The organism is Pantoea sp. E2023-21, assembly GCF_051302795.1.
In the GTDB taxonomy this organism is placed as follows: domain Bacteria; phylum Pseudomonadota; class Gammaproteobacteria; order Enterobacterales; family Enterobacteriaceae; genus Pantoea; species Pantoea ludwigii_A.
Map to the genome: position 1 here is coordinate 543,724 of NZ_CP195344.1, position 17,321 is coordinate 561,044.

General features: G+C 50.3%; 12 protein-coding genes. 8 read left to right on the forward strand and 4 right to left on the reverse strand.

Translation table 11 applies throughout. The annotated features are described in order from the left end of the window. Positions 1 to 26 precede the first annotated feature (26 nt). The 4 genes from pflA to ycaO all read right to left on the reverse strand — a co-directional run bounded on the left by pflA (position 27) and on the right by ycaO (position 6,264). Positions 27 to 767: a pyruvate formate lyase 1-activating protein gene (gene pflA, locus ACRQ84_RS02610; protein ID WP_064740740.1), complete on the reverse strand. Its 741-nt coding sequence runs from the start codon at positions 765 to 767 to the stop codon at positions 27 to 29. A gap of 164 nt (positions 768 to 931) precedes the next feature. Next, a complete protein-coding gene (gene pflB / locus ACRQ84_RS02615; RefSeq protein ID WP_258144858.1) occupies positions 932 to 3,214 on the reverse strand; it encodes a formate C-acetyltransferase in 2,283 nt (760 codons plus the stop codon). 69 nt (positions 3,215 to 3,283) lie between these two features. After that, a complete protein-coding gene (focA, locus tag ACRQ84_RS02620) occupies positions 3,284 to 4,144 on the reverse strand; it encodes a formate transporter FocA (protein ID WP_064740742.1) in 861 nt (286 codons plus the stop codon). Positions 4,145 to 4,500: 356 nt separating this feature from the next. After that, entirely contained in the window at positions 4,501 to 6,264 is a 1,764-nt protein-coding gene (ycaO, locus tag ACRQ84_RS02625; protein ID WP_483817109.1) for a 30S ribosomal protein S12 methylthiotransferase accessory factor YcaO, read from the reverse strand. 310 nt (positions 6,265 to 6,574) lie between these two features. On the opposite strand from ycaO, the gene serC reads away from it, so the two are divergent. From serC to lpxK, 8 genes are all read left to right on the forward strand, one after another. Beyond that, positions 6,575 to 7,660 (forward strand): 3-phosphoserine/phosphohydroxythreonine transaminase, encoded by a 1,086-nt coding sequence (serC, locus tag ACRQ84_RS02630; protein ID WP_483817110.1) that lies wholly within the window; start codon positions 6,575 to 6,577, stop codon positions 7,658 to 7,660. A gap of 80 nt (positions 7,661 to 7,740) precedes the next feature. Next, entirely contained in the window at positions 7,741 to 9,024 is a 1,284-nt protein-coding gene (gene aroA, locus ACRQ84_RS02635) for a 3-phosphoshikimate 1-carboxyvinyltransferase (protein WP_483817111.1), read from the forward strand. A gap of 201 nt (positions 9,025 to 9,225) precedes the next feature. Continuing rightward, positions 9,226 to 9,906 (forward strand): (d)CMP kinase, encoded by a 681-nt coding sequence (cmk, locus tag ACRQ84_RS02640; protein WP_064740746.1) that lies wholly within the window; start codon positions 9,226 to 9,228, stop codon positions 9,904 to 9,906. Between the two features lie 121 nt (positions 9,907 to 10,027). Continuing rightward, positions 10,028 to 11,704, forward strand: coding sequence for a 30S ribosomal protein S1 (rpsA, locus tag ACRQ84_RS02645; RefSeq protein WP_052025984.1), 1,677 nt, complete (start codon positions 10,028 to 10,030; stop codon positions 11,702 to 11,704). Positions 11,705 to 11,790: 86 nt separating this feature from the next. Then, entirely contained in the window at positions 11,791 to 12,075 is a 285-nt protein-coding gene (gene ihfB / locus ACRQ84_RS02650; protein ID WP_003849360.1) for an integration host factor subunit beta, read from the forward strand. Between the two features lie 206 nt (positions 12,076 to 12,281). Then, positions 12,282 to 14,540 carry a DNA internalization-related competence protein ComEC/Rec2 gene (locus ACRQ84_RS02655; RefSeq protein WP_483817112.1) on the forward strand — a complete coding sequence of 753 codons (2,259 nt, stop codon included), beginning with the start codon at positions 12,282 to 12,284 and terminating at the stop codon, positions 14,538 to 14,540. A gap of 34 nt (positions 14,541 to 14,574) precedes the next feature. Next, positions 14,575 to 16,323 carry a lipid A ABC transporter ATP-binding protein/permease MsbA gene (gene msbA / locus ACRQ84_RS02660; RefSeq protein WP_064740748.1) on the forward strand — a complete coding sequence of 583 codons (1,749 nt, stop codon included), beginning with the start codon at positions 14,575 to 14,577 and terminating at the stop codon, positions 16,321 to 16,323. Continuing rightward, complete coding sequence (gene lpxK, locus ACRQ84_RS02665; RefSeq protein ID WP_483817113.1) at positions 16,320 to 17,321, forward strand: tetraacyldisaccharide 4'-kinase; 1,002 nt, start codon at positions 16,320 to 16,322, stop codon at positions 17,319 to 17,321. Before msbA ends, lpxK begins: the two co-directional genes overlap by 4 nt.

Consider the following 17,321-nt stretch of genomic DNA (forward strand, 5'->3'; position numbering starts at 1 on the left):
GGAGCCAGTGGCTCCCTTTTTTTGCGTTAATACATTACTTCATGGCCGTAGCTGGCGAGGATATTCTTCACTCGCTCCATAATTTCCTTACTCGGCGGCTTAACTCCATCCAGCTTGTACTCTTCGCCCATCGCAATCCATTTGTGTTTACCCAGCTCGTGATACGGCAACAACTCAATCTTCTCGATGTTATCCATATCTTTAGTGAATTCACCTAAGCGGTGAACAGAATCATCATCATCTGAGTAGCCCGGCACCACGACGAAGCGGATCCAGGTTCGTTTGCCTTTCTTTTGTAAGTAGCGTGCGAAATCCAATGTGCGGTGATTTGAGACGCCCACCAAAATCTGATGCACATCATCATTGATCTGTTTTAAGTCGAGCATCACTAAATCAGTAGCATCCAGCAACTCATCGATTACCGGATCATAGCGGCGCACAAAGCCATTGGTATCGAGGCAGGTATGAATACCCTCTGCCTGGCAAGCGCGGAACCAGTCCCGCACGAACTCCGCTTGCAAGATCGCTTCACCACCCGATGCCGTAACGCCACCGCCCGATGCATTCATGAAGTGGCGATAAGAGAGCGCATCTTTCATCAGCTCCTCGACAGTAACTTCTTTTCCACCATGCGTATCCCATGTATCGCGGTTGTGGCAATACAGGCAGCGCATAAGACAGCCCTGAAAAAAGGTAATGAAGCGGATGCCTGGGCCATCAACGGTGCCGCAGGATTCAAAAGAGTGGATACGACCGATGGTTGACATTGCGATGGGTTCTCCAGGTGAGCCTGAACATCAGGCAGCACAATCTCTGTTGTGCTCTAAAAGTGAAAGTCGATTTTGCCAGGCCGCCAGAATTAGCAAACTGGCAAAATAGACTTGTGGAGAAAAGGCTCCCGCAGGAGCCTTTTAATCTCATTAAAGTGTGATTACAACGACTGAGTGAATGTACGTGTAATTACATCCTTCTGCTGCTCTTTAGTGAGCGAGTTGAAGCGTACAGCATAACCAGAGACGCGAATGGTCAACTGCGGATACTTCTCAGGATGTTCCATGGCATCCAACAGCATCTCACGGTTCATCACATTAACGTTCAGATGCTGACCACCTTCAATGTTGGCTTCATGGTGGAAATATCCATCCATTAGGCCAGCAAGGTTAGTTTTACGCACGTTGTCATCTTTACCCAGTGCATTTGGCACGATGGAGAAGGTATAAGAGATGCCATCTTTCGCGTAAGCAAATGGCAGTTTCGCTACTGAGGTCAGTGAAGCTACCGCACCTTTCTGATCACGGCCGTGCATTGGGTTAGCACCCGGCCCGAATGGCGCACCAGCACGACGACCATCTGGGGTATTACCGGTTTTCTTACCATAAACCACGTTTGAAGTGATGGTCAGTACCGATTGTGTTGGTACCGCATTACGGTAAGTCTGAAGTTTCTGAATTTTCTTCATGAAACGTTCAACCAGATCGCAGGCCATATCATCAACACGCGAGTCGTTGTTACCAAACTGCGGATATTCACCTTCAATCTCAAAATCTACCGCTAAGCCATCTTCATCACGGATGGTTTTCACTTTGGCGTATTTGATGGCAGAGAGTGAGTCAGCCGCAACAGATAGGCCTGCGATACCACATGCCATGGTGCGATAAACGTCACGATCGTGCAGCGCCATCAGTGAAGCCTCGTAGCTGTACTTGTCGTGCATGTAGTGAATGATATTCAGGGAGGTGACGTACTGCTTAGCCAGCCAGTCCATGAAGTGATCCAGGCGCTCCATCACGATGTCGAAATCAAGAATCTCGTCAGTGATGGGTGCTTCTTTCGGACCCACCTGCATTTTCAGCTTCTCATCAACGCCACCGTTGATTGCATACAGCAGTGTTTTTGCCAAGTTGGCACGCGCGCCGAAGAACTGCATCTGCTTACCGACAATCATTGGGCTAACGCAGCAGGCGATAGCATAGTCATCGTTGTCGAAGTCAGGACGCATCAGGTCATCATTCTCATACTGTAATGATGACGTATCGATAGAAACTTTTGCCGCGTATTTCTTGAAGTTAACTGGCAATTTTTCTGACCACAGAATGGTCATGTTTGGTTCCGGAGATGGACCCATGGTGTAAAGCGTATTCAGGAAACGGAAGGTGCTTTTGGTCACCAGCGTACGGCCATCGACGCCCATACCGGCCAGTGATTCTGTTGCCCAGATTGGGTCACCAGAGAACAGCTCATCGTATTCAGGCGTACGCAGGAAGCGTACCATGCGCAGTTTCATCACCAGATGGTCAATCAGTTCCTGAGCATCTTCTTCAGTCAGTTTACCTGCCTGAATATCACGATCGATGTACACATCCAGGAAGGTCGATACGCGACCAAAGGACATCGCTGCACCGTTCTGTGATTTAACCGCAGCGAGATAGCCGTAGTAAGTCCACTGAACTGCTTCTTGTGCATTGGTGGCTGGCAGCGAAATATCTGAACCATATTTAGCGGCCATCTCTTTAATCTGACCCAGCGCGCGGTGCTGCTCAGAAATCTCTTCACGCAGACGGATGGTGGCTTCCAGATCTACACCGTTCTCCATATCGCTCTGAAGAGAGTTGAACTGCGCGACTTTGTCTTTCATCAGATAGTCGATGCCGTACAGCGCAACGCGACGGTAATCCCCAATGATACGGCCACGACCATAAGCATCTGGCAGGCCAGTTAGCACGCCTGATTTACGGCAGCGCATGATGTCTGGGGTATAAACATCGAATACGCCTTGGTTGTGGGTTTTACGATAATCGGTAAAGACTTTTTTCAGCGCTGGGTCGAGTTCACGGCCATAAACTTTGCATGAGCCCTCAACCATCTTGATGCCACCAAACGGGATAATGGCACGTTTTAAAGGCGCTTCAGTTTGCAGGCCAACGATTTTTTCCAGGGACTTGCTGATGTACCCCGCATCGTGAGAGGTAATGGTTGATGCCAGATCGGTGTCAAAATCAACCGGCGCGTGAGTGCGGTTTTCGATTTTGATGCCTTCAAGCACGCTGTCCCACAATTTAGTGGTTGCTGGAGTCGCGCCTGCAAGGAAGGATTCGTCGCCTTCATACGGTGTATAGTTTTTTTGGATAAAGTCACGGACGTTGACGCTATTCTGCCATTCGCCGGCGCTAAATCCTTCCCAGGCTGACGCCATTTTTTCATTCAGTTCGGACATGATATACCTGCCTTATTTAGGGAGACTTTGACGTATGGCGCACTGACTCAGCACGCCCGTACTAATTCATTAATGCACCGGCTCATCACCACGCAGATAGATTACCCAGTAGGTCAAACCGACTAATAATCCGCCGCCAATAATGTTGCCGATGGTCACGGGAATAAGGTTATTAAGAATAAAATCGCTAACGCTAAGTGATGGAAACTGTGCGGCACTGGCACCGGCCATTTGCCAAAATTCAGGGCTGGCGAAATCGCGAATAACGATGGCCATTGGGATCAGGAACATGTTGGCGATGCTGTGTTCAAAACCGCAGGCGACAAACATCGCTACCGGTAAGATCATCGCAAACATCTTATCCATCAAACTGCGACCGGAGTAACTCATCCATACTGCCAGGCAAACCATCAGATTGGCGAGGGTGCCGAGACTGACAGCTTCAATAAAGGTGTGATGCATTTTATGGTCAGCGGTTTGCAGGACGTTCAAACCCCAGGCACCATTCGCCACCATGTGTTCTCCGGCTAACCAGATCAGCGCTACAAAGAACAGCGCGCCAAACAGGTTTCCAATATAAACGGTCAACCAATGTCGACCCAACTGCAGCCAGGTAATTCGACCGCTGGCTTTAGCCACTACGATGAGCACGGTTGAGGTGAACAAATCAGCACCGCAAACCACCACCAGCATTAAACCTAGCGAGAAACAAATGCCGCCGATCAGTTTTGCTATGCCATAGGGCATTGCTCCACTTCCGGTGGTAGCAGTGATATAGAAGACAAACGCGATTGAGATAAATACGCCAGCAGTGATGGCAAGGAAGAATGTAGTTAAAGGACGTTTAGTAGCTTTATATATGCCGGCTTCTTCTGCAACTTTCGCCATTGCCGCCGGTAATAATGAATTAAAAGGGTTGTCAGCTTTCACACTAACGCTCTCCAAAAATTGCCTGTAAAGATACTAACAAAGGAGTATAGGTCAGAAATTGATGTGGATCATATTTGCCCGGAAGGTTAACGATAAGCGAAGCGATAATTAGTCTTTTTTTATATTAAACCACTGAATTTAATGAAATAAATAATTTTTAATTAATGCAAAATAAGTTGAAGGGGATGGTGGTGAAGGCTTGGTTCTGTTAAATTTCATTAACGATTGAAGCTGAACTGTTATTTAATAATGTATTTTACTCTCTATGCATAACCCTTATAAAAAAATGGCACTGATTTTATCAGTGCCATTTACGCTTCCGCTAATTTTTATCAATAATCATTAATGAGTGAAGTTTATTTTTGTGCCCAATAACGACGTTTAGCGGTCTGCAATTTTTCATAGGCAGCTAACAGGGACTGATGCGCAGGGAAAGCTTTCAGGTCCAGATCGACAGCTTGCAATCCATAGAATGGCGCTTCACCACTGATTGCGGCGGAAGCTGCATCAACAGCGGCTTGTCCATACATACGAACAAAGGCGCGATGGTATTGAAGAGGATCGCGCTCCTCTTCCATCGCCAGCAACAGCAAAGTTTGCAGGCAGCGATAATAATTAGCGCGCTCTTCACTAAAGATTGACTGATTGAATTCCATCGTCCATTCAGTCCAGATAAGCGCCTGATCCAGGTCGCCTCCGGCCAAAGCCAGCATCGCTTTCAGCTCACCAATACGCAGCGTATACCAGCCATTGTCTTTACCAGATGCAAGACCCAACAGTTCGCGCACGCGGGTAAAGTCATCATGACCTTCCTCATCCAGCTGCACGATCAGATCGAGATAAGCTTCGGGTTCCCATTGGCTTTCTGGTAACGCCAGCAGCGTTTCGCGCAGCGGTGCGCCCATGCTGTTATTCGCCAGCAGCAGGTCTTCTGCCGGATAAATGTCCGACATGCCCGGCACGATTATACGGCAGGCGTACACGCTAAGATGTTCGTAATCGGCGATGTATACTTCTTTGTCTTCCGCGCGGAAGATCGCCATTAGGGTGTCGAACTCTTCGTGAGTCGTACCTGCAAAGCTCCAGTCAACGAAGGGATAATCCGCATCGTCTTTAAACAGGTCCCAGGAAATCAGACCGCTTGAATCAATGAAGTGCGTTTCCAGATTAGCGTGCTCTGCCACCTCTTCATCGTCAAATGTCGGTGGAGTGAACACGTCGAGATCTTTCAAACCACGGCCTTGCAGCAGTTCGGTTACGGTACGCTCTAGCGCCACGCCAAAGTCCGGATGTGCGCCGAAGGAAGCAAAACAGGTGCCGTTTACCGGATTAAACAGTACTACACAAATCACCGGATATTTGCCGCCCAGAGAAGCGTCATAAGAGAAAATTGGGAAACCTTCCGCTTCCAAACGTTCAATCGCCTCAATCACGTCAGGATAACGCTGCATCACTGCTTCAGGGATTTCTGGCAGGCTAATAGATTCCGCGATGATACGATTCTTGATATGACGCTCAAAAACTTCAGACAGGCCCTGCACACGCGCTTCGTTCGCGGTGTTACCGGCAGACATGCCGTTCGAAACGTATAAGTTACCGATGATATTCATCGGGATATAAACCGTTTGCTGGTCAGATTGACGAGTAAAGGGCAAACCACAAATACCGCGCTCGTCATTGCCCGATTGCAGATCAATCAGCTCAGAAGCCCCCAGGCTTTCTTCGGGATCGTAAAATTCGCGCAGACGCGCATCCAGAATGCCGTCCGGCAGGCTGTCATCCTCTGTGAGCGGGAACCACTTTTCATTCGGATAGTGAACAAAATCACCATTGGCGATTGATTTACCTAACCAGAAATCGGCGAAGAAGTAGTTGGTCGAGAGACGCTCAAAATATTCACCCAGCGCGGAAGCCAGAGCGGCCTTTTTGCTGGCACCTTTGCCATTTGTAAAGCACAGCGGGCAGTCGCGATCGCGAATGTGCACTGACCAGACGTGTGGCACCGGATTCAGCCAGGAAGCTTCTTCAATATTGAAACCAAGGTCTTGCAGTTTCTGCTGGAAGCGTGCAATGGAATCTTCCAGTGCGGCGTCTTTTCCGGGGATAAACGTTTGCGTCATGGTGGCGCTCTCTTAAGTCAATGGGGTGGGCGTAAAGCGCGCAATAATACGGGTTTTATGCGTGCTTCGCTATTCAGTCCGCCAAATTTATCTCAGTCTGGCTAAGGTTTTTACACCCTTCGGCTTCCAGATTTTTCTTTCTGAAACCGCCTCACAAAATTCCGCGGCTTGATGCATTTATGACATAAGCTGCGGTGGGGCTGGCTCTGGAAATGTGATCGCCGCCGGATTAATGATTGCAGCTATCTGGAGGCAATGATAAAACCGGTGAGGTATTCATAACCGTTCGATATGACAGTGGTGAGGGGAAATGACTCAGGTTTATAATTTTAGCTCTGGCCCGGCTATGCTGCCGGTAGAAGTGCTCCGTCGCGCAGAACAAGAACTGACAAACTGGCACGGGTTAGGCACCTCGGTGATGGAGATCAGTCACCGTAGTAAAGAGTTTATTGCTGTTGCGGAAGCAGCAGAACAAGATTTTCGCGATCTGCTGAAGATCCCATCCAACTACAAAGTTTTATTCTGCCACGGTGGTGCCCGTGCACAGTTCGCTGCAATCCCCGGCAACTTGCTGGGTGACGCTAAAACCGCGGATTATATTGACGGCGGTTACTGGGCTCATAGCGCTATTAAAGAAGCCGAAAAATTCTGTTCGCCTAATACGATTGATATTAAAACCACGCGTGAGGGTAAGCGTGCTTTATTACCGATGCGTGAATGGCAGTTAAATGATGATGCGGCTTATGTCCATTTCTGCCCGAACGAAACTATTGATGGCATTGCCATTGATGAAGAGCCGCAATTTGGCGATAAAATCGTAGTTGCTGACCTCTCTTCTACTATTCTGTCTCGTCCAATCGATGTGAGTCGCTATGGCGTTATTTATGCTGGGGCACAAAAAAATATCGGGCCAGCAGGCTTAACATTGGTGATTGTGCGTGAGGATCTGCTGGGTAAAGCACAGCGTTATGTGCCTTCTATCCTTGATTACAAAGTGCTGGCCGAAAATGAATCAATGTTTAATACCCCGCCAACTTTTGCATGGTATCTCTCTGGCCTGGTATTCAAATGGCTGAAAGAGAAGGGCGGCGTGGCCGAGATGGACAAGCTGAATCAAGCAAAAGCAGACCTACTTTATGGCGTGATTGATAACAGCGCGTTTTATCGCAACGATGTGGCAAGTGAAAACCGTTCACGTATGAACGTGCCATTCCAGTTAGCCGATTCTGCGTTGGACAAAGTGTTCCTGGAAGAATCTCTCAAGGCAGGTTTGCACGCTTTGAAAGGTCATCGCGTGGTTGGCGGTATGCGTGCATCGATCTACAATGCGATGCCGCTGGAAGGCGTTAAAACGTTGACTGAATTCATGGTCGATTTCGAACGTCGTCACGGCTAAAAGTTTTTTCATGCCAGCCTGTCTGGTATCAGACCCCGTCATAAGATGGGGTCTCGTATTTTCTGGAGATTTGGTTTCACATGCAGGACTCCCTGACTCTACAACCGATTGCTCGCGTTGACGGCACGGTAAACTTACCGGGTTCAAAAAGCGTCTCGAACCGCGCACTCTTGCTGGCCGCGCTGGCAAATGGCACCACCCGCCTAACTAATTTGCTTGATAGCGATGACGTTAAACATATGCTAAATGCGCTTAAAGCGCTGGGTGTCAGCTTTACGCTCTCAGACGATCGCACCGTATGTGAAGTTGTGGGCAACGCGGGCCCATTACGCGCTGAAAAGCCGCTTGAATTGTTTCTCGGTAACGCAGGCACCGCAATGCGCCCATTGGCTGCCGCGCTGTGTTTGGGCCAGCAGTCTATCGTCCTGACTGGCGAGCCGCGTATGAAAGAGCGTCCGATTGGTCATCTGGTTGATGCACTGCGTCAGGGCGGAGCAAGCATTGATTACCTTGAGCAGACTGATTATCCGCCGGTGCGCCTCAATGGTGGGTTTGTCGGTGGTGAAGTCAGTGTAGATGGCAGTGTTTCAAGTCAGTTCCTGACGGCTTTGTTGATGACCGCGCCAATGGCGCAGCAAGATACCACCATCACGATTAAAGGCGATCTGGTTTCCAAGCCTTACATTGATATCACCTTACACCTGATGCGTTGTTTCGGTGTGGAAGTTGATAATCAAAATTATCAGCGATTTGTAGTTAAAGGGCAGCAACAGTACCAGTCTCCAGGTGATTACCTGGTGGAAGGTGATGCGTCCTCCGCCTCTTATTTCCTCGCTGCGGCAGCCATTAAAGGCGGCACCGTACGCGTAACAGGTATTGGCCGCAACAGCGTGCAGGGCGACATCCGTTTTGCTGATGTGCTGGAAAAAATGGGCGCAGTGATTGAGTGGGGCGATGACTATATCTCTTGTACGCGCGGTTCGCTGACGGCGATCGATATGGATATGAATCATATTCCCGATGCGGCAATGACGATTGCAACGACTGCATTGTTTGCACAAGGCACCACGCTGATGCGTAACATTTATAACTGGCGCGTAAAAGAGACCGATCGCCTGGCAGCCATGGCGATCGAACTGCGCAAAGTCGGTGCTGAAGTGGAAGAAGGGCACGACTTTATCCGCGTTACACCTCCGGCTCAGTTGCAACATGCGGACATCGGCACCTACAACGATCACCGCATGGCGATGTGTTTTGCGCTGGTGGCATTGTCTGATACGCCAGTAACAATTCTTGATCCGGGCTGTACCGCTAAAACCTTCCCAAGCTATTTCCAGCAGTTGGCGAAAATCAGCCACGCTTAATAGTCACCAAACCCGGTGCGATCCACTGGGTTTCTTTGCTCTCTTCTGGCCTTATCAGGCGGAAATTCTTCTGAATCTGTCTATATTTCTAGCGCTGTCTACGCTAAAGGGTAACTAACCTGTCGCAGGCAGCGTATAATGCCGCGCATTCCAGGCGGCCTGGAAGGGCTGACAATAAGCACGCAGCAACAGGAGAGAACAATGACGGCAATCGCCCCGGTTATTACCATCGATGGGCCAAGTGGCGCGGGTAAAGGGACCTTATGTAAAGCGATGGCGGAGTCGTTGCAGTGGCACTTACTTGATTCTGGCGCTATTTATCGCGTTTTAGCTTTGGCTGCACTTCACCATCAGGTGGATATTGAGTCAGAAGAAGCATTAGTACCGATGGCTGCGCATCTTGATGTGCGTTTTTTATCGGTTGACGGTGAAATGCAGGTGATCCTGGAAGGTGAAGACGTTACCGGTGAAATCCGCACGCAAGAGGTGAGCAATACTGCTTCGCGCGTTGCCGCTTTTCCGCGGGTGCGTGAGGCCCTGCTTCGTCGCCAACGCGCCTTCCGTGAAGAACCGGGTTTAATCGCCGATGGACGTGATATGGGTACGGTTGTTTTCCCAGACGCGCCAGTGAAAATTTTCCTTGATGCCAGCTCGGAAGAGCGTGCGCATCGCCGTATGCTACAGTTGCAGGATAAGGGCTTTAATGTTAACTTTGATCGCCTTTTATCCGAGATAAAGGAACGCGACGACCGCGATCGTAATCGCGCCATCGCACCTTTAGTGCCTGCCACAGATGCTCTGGTACTGGATTCAACCAGTATGTCGATTGAGCAAGTGATTGAAAAGGCGCTCGATTATGCCAGGCAAAAGCTAGGCATTTAATCTTTCGGCAACCGAATTGTTGTAACCCTGTACCAAGGACCCGGTGCTGGGCATGTGAAACAACCCCATCCGACAATGATGTCAGGTGGACGTTAAATTGAAGAATCCTAAGATTATCAATATGACTGAATCTTTTGCTCAACTCTTTGAAGAGTCCCTGAAAGAAATCGAAACCCGTCCGGGTTCCATCGTTCGTGGCGTTGTTGTCTCTATCGACAAAGACGTAGTTCTGGTTGATGCGGGTCTGAAATCTGAATCTGCAATTCCTGCAGAGCAGTTCAAGAACGCAGCCGGCGAACTGGAAATCCAGGTAGGCGACGAAGTTGACGTTGCGCTGGACGCAGTAGAAGACGGCTTCGGTGAAACCCTGCTGTCCCGTGAGAAAGCTAAACGTCACGAAGCTTGGATCACGTTGGAAAAAGCTTACGAAGACGCTGAAACTGTTACCGGTGTTATCAACGGCAAAGTTAAAGGTGGCTTCACAGTTGAGCTGAACGGTATTCGTGCGTTCCTGCCAGGTTCACTGGTAGACGTTCGTCCGGTTCGCGACACTCTGCACCTGGAAGGCAAAGAGCTTGAATTCAAAGTAATCAAGCTTGATCAGAAACGTAACAACGTCGTGGTTTCACGTCGTGCGGTTATCGAATCTGAAAACAGCGCTGAGCGCGATCAGCTGCTGGAAAACCTGCAGGAAGGCATGGAAGTTAAAGGTATCGTTAAGAACCTCACTGACTACGGTGCATTCGTGGATCTGGGCGGCGTTGACGGCCTGCTGCACATTACCGATATGGCTTGGAAACGCGTTAAGCATCCGAGCGAAATCGTCAACGTGGGCGACGAAATCACTGTTAAAGTGCTGAAGTTCGACCGCGAGCGTACCCGTGTATCTCTGGGCCTGAAACAGCTGGGCGAAGATCCTTGGGTAGCTATCGCTAAGCGCTATCCAGAAGGCACCCGCCTGACTGGTCGTGTAACTAACCTGACTGATTACGGCTGCTTCGTAGAAATCGAAGAAGGCGTTGAAGGTCTGGTACACGTTTCTGAAATGGACTGGACCAACAAAAACATCCATCCGTCTAAAGTTGTAAACGTAGGCGATGTGGTTGAAGTAATGGTTCTGGACATCGATGAAGAGCGTCGTCGTATCTCTCTGGGTCTGAAGCAGTGCAAATCTAACCCATGGCAGCTGTTCGCTGAGACCCACAACAAAGGCGATCGCGTTGAAGGTAAAATCAAGTCAATCACTGACTTCGGTATCTTCATCGGCCTGGACGGTGGCATCGACGGTCTGGTTCACCTGTCTGACATCTCCTGGAATGCGACTGGCGAAGAAGCCGTTCGTGAGTACAAAAAAGGCGACGAAATCGCTGCCGTTGTACTGCAGGTTGATGCAGAGCGCGAGCGCATCTCTCTGGGCGTGAAGCAGTTGGCTGAAGATCCATTCAACAACTACATCACCCTGAATAAGAAAGGCGCTATCGTGACTGGTAAAGTCACTGCAGTTGACGCGAAAGGTGCTACAGTAGAATTAGCTGACGGCGTAGAGGGTTACCTGCGCGCTTCTGAAGCTTCTCTGGACCGCATCGAAGACGCAACTCTGGTTCTGAGTGTTGGCGACGACGTTGAAGCTAAATTCACCGGCGTTGACCGTAAGAACCGCGTTGTGAGCCTGTCTGTTCGTGCTAAAGACCAGGCTGATGAGAAAGAAGCTATCAACACTGTTAACACCAAACAGGATGAAGGCAGCAACTTCTCTAGCGCGATGGCTGAAGCGTTCAAAGCGGCTAAAGGCGAGTAATCGACCTAAGGCACCGGACGATGCAAATCGTCCGGTTTCGGTAAAAGCTGTCATACCTTTCCAAATAAGGATTAACCGGAGGTTACATGACCAAGTCAGAACTGATTGAAAGACTTGCTGGCCAGCACACTCATATTCCGGCGAAAGTCGTTGAGGATGCGGTCAAAGAGATGCTTGAGCACATGGCCACGACGTTGGCCCAGGGCGAGCGCATTGAAATCCGGGGATTCGGCAGCTTTTCTTTGCATTACCGTGCACCACGTACGGGTCGTAACCCGAAAACGGGTGATAAAGTGGATCTGGAAGGTAAATATGTTCCCCACTTTAAGCCGGGCAAAGAATTGCGTGACCGTGCGAACATTTACGGCTAAGCCGTTACCGAACGATAAAAACGACACTTTAGGGTGTCGTTTTTTTTTGCTTGAAGCCGGCAATATTGCGATCCGGTTTCCAAAATGAAGTCTCAACTATGTAATCTCTGCAAACGTCTCTGAACCCATCGCGACACTCTTACTTTTCACTAAAGCAAATCCCTCCTCTTCACTGCACACTCTTCCACCAATCAGGGAGAGTACTAATGCATATTTACTGGATTGTTCTGGCCAGATTGATGATTGCCTCCGCGTTGCCGTTAGGCATATTGCCGCACATACCCGCAGCCAGCGTAATACTCATCATTTTTGGATTCGCGGTGGTGCTTGGACTGATGCCAATAACGTTGCTGCGGATAACAGGGATTGCTCTTTTGATGCTGGTTTGGGCATTGGCTGAAGCCCGGCAGATGATCAATACCATTGAGCAATTGGTTGTAACGCCTGTTGAGGCGACATTACAAATCGCCGAAGTGCGGGAAGACAAGCAGCAGCTAACGGCGCAAATCCTGCGTGTCGGTCAGCGTTATCAATTTCCACCTTTATTCGTCACGCTTAATAACGCTTCCGCGAACCAACCGTTTTGCGCCGGTCAACGCTGGCAGATGAAACTGCGACTGCGTGCTGTGCATGGAAGATTAAACGAAGGCGAGTTCGATCTGCAGCGCTTTGCCTTGTCTAATCATACGCCGCTACAAGGGCGCATCATCAGCCAGCAGGCCGAATCGCTAACCTGCAACTGGCGGACACGCTTAATCAATCACCACTTACCGGCATTCGATTCGCTCCAGCAACCTGCGATTATGCAGGCTCTGGCGTTTGGTATACGTGTAAACATGAGCGAAGCGCAGCGACAACTCCTGCGAGAAACAGGCACCGCCCACCTGATGGCCATCTCAGGTATGCATATCGCATTAGCTGCAAGCGTTGGATGGCTATTAGCGCGTGCTATCCAGGTGATTTTACCTGCTCATCTGATTGGCCATTTATTCCCGTTGCTGATTAGCGTTATAACCGCAGCCACGTACACATGGGTTTCTGGCAGTCACGCACCGGCCCAGCGCGCGATTATCGCGCTCATGCTATGGCTGGGAATTCGTACTGCCGGTTGGCAACTCAGTGGCTGGCAAGTCTGGACGTTATGTCTTGGTGCATTGCTGGCACTCGATCCACTGACCGTTTTATCAGAAAGCTTTTGGTTATCGGCACTTGCGGTCGCGATGCTGGTTGCCTGGTATCAATGGTTCCCGATGCCAAACCGCTTTCGTACGCAGCGCCGGTGGATACCACTGCAATTGCTGCATCTGCAGCTAGGCATGATGATTCTCATGGCTCCGCTACAAATCTTCCTGTTTCAGGGAATAAGCCTAAGTGCTTTATTGGCAAATCTAATAGCAGTACCCGTTGTGTCATTTGTCACGGTGCCGCTGATATTGTTGGCAATGTTGTTGCCGGTACCGCCCATTGCAGAGGGATTATGGTATCTAGCGGATATTTCTATTAGCAAAGTGATGCTCGTGCTGCAGTGGTTACCCGCAGGCTGGTGGGCATGGAGTGAAACGTTGCCTGCCATCCTATTACTTTGGTTAGGATTATTGTTATGGCGAAGCGGACTCATCTATCACAGCTTAATGCCTTGTTGTAGCTTAATGCTCGCCATCGCGGCTTGGCGCACTACTTCACAGCGTGATGATTGGCAAATTGACATGATTGATGTGGGGCACGGCCTGGCAATTGCCATCACTCAGGGCAATGAAGTAGTGCTGTATGACGTTGGACCCGCCTGGAAGCAGGATGATGCCGGCTCACGCGTCATCCTTCCATGGCTGCAGTATCACGGAAAAAGCCTTCATTCTCTGATATTAAGCCATAAGCACCTTGATCACCGTGGTGGGCTACACTCACTGCTCATTGCGAATCCAGCGGTAGAAATCCGAAGTGCCTTAGCAGAAGATAGGCACCTGCCATGCTTCCGCGGCCAGCAATGGCAGTGGGGAAAATTGCAGTTCACCGCTTTATGGCCACCGCAGAATCACACTCAGGGGCAAAATAACGATTCGTGTGTGGTGCGAGTCGATGATGGGCAATTCAGTCTGTTACTCACGGGTGATATTGAGTTGGCAGCCGAGAGGCAAATTGTCGCGCTGGAAAAAGATGCGCTTAAGGCGACACTTTTACAGGTTCCGCACCATGGTAGCCGGACTTCGTCAGGACCATTACTGTTACGTAATGTTGCTGGCAAGGCTGCATTTGCTTCGGTGGCGCGTTATAACGCCTGGCGTATGCCGGCACCTGCCGTGGTACAGCGCTATCAGCAGCTGGGGTATAGGTGGTACGACACGGCCCAATCTGGGCAGATCCAAGTAGGTATCAGACAAGGTCATTGGCAAATTAAGGGCTTGAGAGAGCAAATAATGCCTCGATGGTACCATCAGTGGTTTGGCGTCAAACGCGATTCCAGGTAGAATGAGCGGCTATTTCAAACAGCGTGAATAAATAATGCATCAAGATAAAGATCTCTCAACGTGGCAGACATTTCGTCGACTCTGGCCGATGATTGCGCCCCACAAGGCTGGCCTGTATGTGTCAGCGGTGGCGCTGATACTCAATGCGGCAGGCGATACCCTGATGCTCTCTCTGTTGAAACCTTTACTGGATGATGGCTTCGGTAAAGCTGACAGATCCGTAATGCTGTGGATGCCGCTGGTGGTTATCGGCCTGATGTTGGTGCGAGGCGTAACCAGCTATGTCTCCAGTTACTGTATCTCGTGGGTATCCGGTAACGTGGTGATGAACATGCGTCGCCGTCTGTTCGGCCATATGATGGGCATGCCGGTAACGTTCTTTGATCAGCAATCAACGGGTACGCTGCTATCACGCATCACCTATGATTCTGAACAGGTTGCTTCTTCCTCTTCAAGTGCTTTGGTGACTGTGGTGCGTGAAGGGGCCTCGATCATTGGCTTGTTCATTATGATGTTTTATTACAGCTGGCAGCTGTCACTGATTCTCATTGTATTGGCGCCGATTGTCTCCTTTGCTATTCGTACCGTTTCCAAACGCTTCCGCAGCATCAGTAAAAACATGCAGAACACCATGGGACAGGTTACGACCAGCGCCGAGCAGATGCTAAAAGGGCATAAAGAAGTGCTGATCTTTGGTGGCCAGGAAGTTGAGGCAAACCGTTTTTCTCAGGTCAGCAACAGGATGCGTCAGCAGGGTATGAAACTGGTGTCGGCATCTTCCATTTCTGATCCGGTTATTCAGCTGATCGCCTCGCTGGCACTGGCATTTGTATTGTATGCCGCTAGTTTCCCAAGCGTGATGGAGACGCTAACAGCCGGTACCATTACCGTGGTGTTCTCTTCCATGATTGCACTGATGCGTCCGCTGAAGTCACTGACCAACGTGAATGCGCAGTTCCAGCGTGGCATGGCGGCTTGTCAGACGCTGTTCTCGATTCTCGACAGTGAGCAGGAAGTCGATAATGGCAAATTAGAGATGGACCGTGCTAAAGGTGATGTTGAATTCCGTAATGTGACCTTTACCTATCCTGGTCGTGATATCCCTGCGCTGCGTGATATCAACCTGTCGTTGCCAGCCGGTAAAACGGTCGCATTGGTAGGGCGTTCTGGCTCGGGTAAATCCACTATGGCCAGTTTGTTGACGCGCTTCTACGACATTGATAGTGGTGAAATCCTGTTGGACGGCCACGACCTGCGTGAATATACCCTGCGTTCGCTGCGTAATCAGGTCGCGCTCGTTTCCCAGAATGTGCATCTTTTCAACGATACTGTCGCCAATAACATTGCGTATGCCCGCAATGGTCAATACACGCGCGAACAAATCGAACAGGCTGCGACCATGGCTCATGCGATGGATTTCATCCAGAAAATGGATAAAGGTCTCGATACCGTTATTGGTGAGAATGGTGTGCTGCTTTCTGGTGGCCAGCGTCAACGTATCGCCATTGCGCGAGCTTTACTGCGTGACTGCCCAATCTTGATTCTTGATGAAGCCACATCGGCATTGGATACCGAATCCGAACGTGCGATTCAGGCTGCACTTGATGAGTTACAGAAAAACCGCACCTCATTGGTCATTGCTCACCGTCTGTCGACCATTGAAAAAGCTGATGAGATCGTCGTGGTAGAAGATGGTCGAATTGTCGAACGCGGGACTCACAGCATGCTGCTGGAACAGAAGGGCGCCTATGCGCAACTTCACAAGCTGCAGTTCGGTCAATGATTGAACGCATCTGGAGCGGGCGCTCGCCGTTATGGCTGTTGCTATGGCCGCTGAGTCTGCTTTATGGGGCGATCAGCTGGCTGATACGCTTTAGTTTCCAGCGTGGCTGGCGAAAAAGCTGGCGTGCGCCTTGCCCTGTCATTGTGGTGGGTAACCTCACCGCAGGGGGGAATGGTAAAACGCCAGTAGTGATCTGGTTGGTAGAGGCGCTGCAACAACGCGGAATGCGTGTGGGCGTAGTATCGCGCGGGTACGGCGGGAAAGCTGAACGTTATCCGCTGCTGGTTACGGCTGAAACGCCGACGGCGCAGGCTGGCGATGAACCCGTATTGATCGCTCAGCGCACTCAGGTGCCGGTAGCCGTAGCGCCTCAACGCCGTCTGGCAGTGGAAGGATTGCTCGCTGCGCACGATCTGGATGTCATCATCACCGATGATGGCCTGCAGCATTATGCGCTGCAGCGCGATCGTGAAATTGTGGTGGTGGATGGTATGCGTCGTTTTGGCAACGGCTGGTGGTTACCGGCTGGGCCGATGCGTGAACGTGCCACGCGACTTCAGACTGTGAATGCGGTGATCGTTAACGGCGGCAGTGCGCAGGCTGGCGAAATTGCGATGACATTACAACCTGGTCTGGCTGTGAATCTGATCAGCGGTGCCACGGCATCGTTAGAGCAACTGCCTGAGATCGTAGCGATGGCGGGTATCGGCCATCCGCCACGTTTCTTTAACACGCTCAAACAGCAAGGTGCTAAGCCGGTGGCAGAAATTGCCTTCGCCGATCATCACGCTTATAGCGAAGACGAATTGCGTCGTTTGACTCAGGCAGAACAGTGCTTGCTGATGACGGAAAAAGATGCGGTGAAATGTCGCAGCTTTGCTCGCCCGAATTGGTGGTATTTGCCGGTCGATGCGCATTTGCAAGGCACGGCTGTCGCTACTTTGCTAGACGACATAATCCAACTCTGTACGACTGCACGCGACGCCCGTTCGCGTTAA

Bases quoted from the DNA above. Each gene is read 5' to 3' on its own strand.
- pflA (WP_064740740.1), bottom strand. From the start codon at position 767: ATGTCAACCATCGGTCGTATCCACTCTTTTGAATCCTGCGGCACCGTT.
- pflB (WP_258144858.1), bottom strand. From the start codon at position 3,214: ATGTCCGAACTGAATGAAAAAATGGCGTCAGCCTGGGAAGGATTTAGC.
- ycaO (WP_483817109.1), bottom strand. From the start codon at position 6,264: ATGACGCAAACGTTTATCCCCGGAAAAGACGCCGCACTGGAAGATTCC.
- serC (WP_483817110.1), top strand. From the start codon at position 6,575: ATGACTCAGGTTTATAATTTTAGCTCTGGCCCGGCTATGCTGCCGGTA.
- aroA (WP_483817111.1), top strand. From the start codon at position 7,741: ATGCAGGACTCCCTGACTCTACAACCGATTGCTCGCGTTGACGGCACG.
- cmk (WP_064740746.1), top strand. From the start codon at position 9,226: ATGACGGCAATCGCCCCGGTTATTACCATCGATGGGCCAAGTGGCGCG.
- rpsA (WP_052025984.1), top strand. From the start codon at position 10,028: ATGACTGAATCTTTTGCTCAACTCTTTGAAGAGTCCCTGAAAGAAATC.
- ihfB (WP_003849360.1), top strand. From the start codon at position 11,791: ATGACCAAGTCAGAACTGATTGAAAGACTTGCTGGCCAGCACACTCAT.
- ACRQ84_RS02655 (WP_483817112.1), top strand. From the start codon at position 12,282: ATGCATATTTACTGGATTGTTCTGGCCAGATTGATGATTGCCTCCGCG.
- msbA (WP_064740748.1), top strand. From the start codon at position 14,575: ATGCATCAAGATAAAGATCTCTCAACGTGGCAGACATTTCGTCGACTC.
- lpxK (WP_483817113.1), top strand. From the start codon at position 16,320: ATGATTGAACGCATCTGGAGCGGGCGCTCGCCGTTATGGCTGTTGCTA.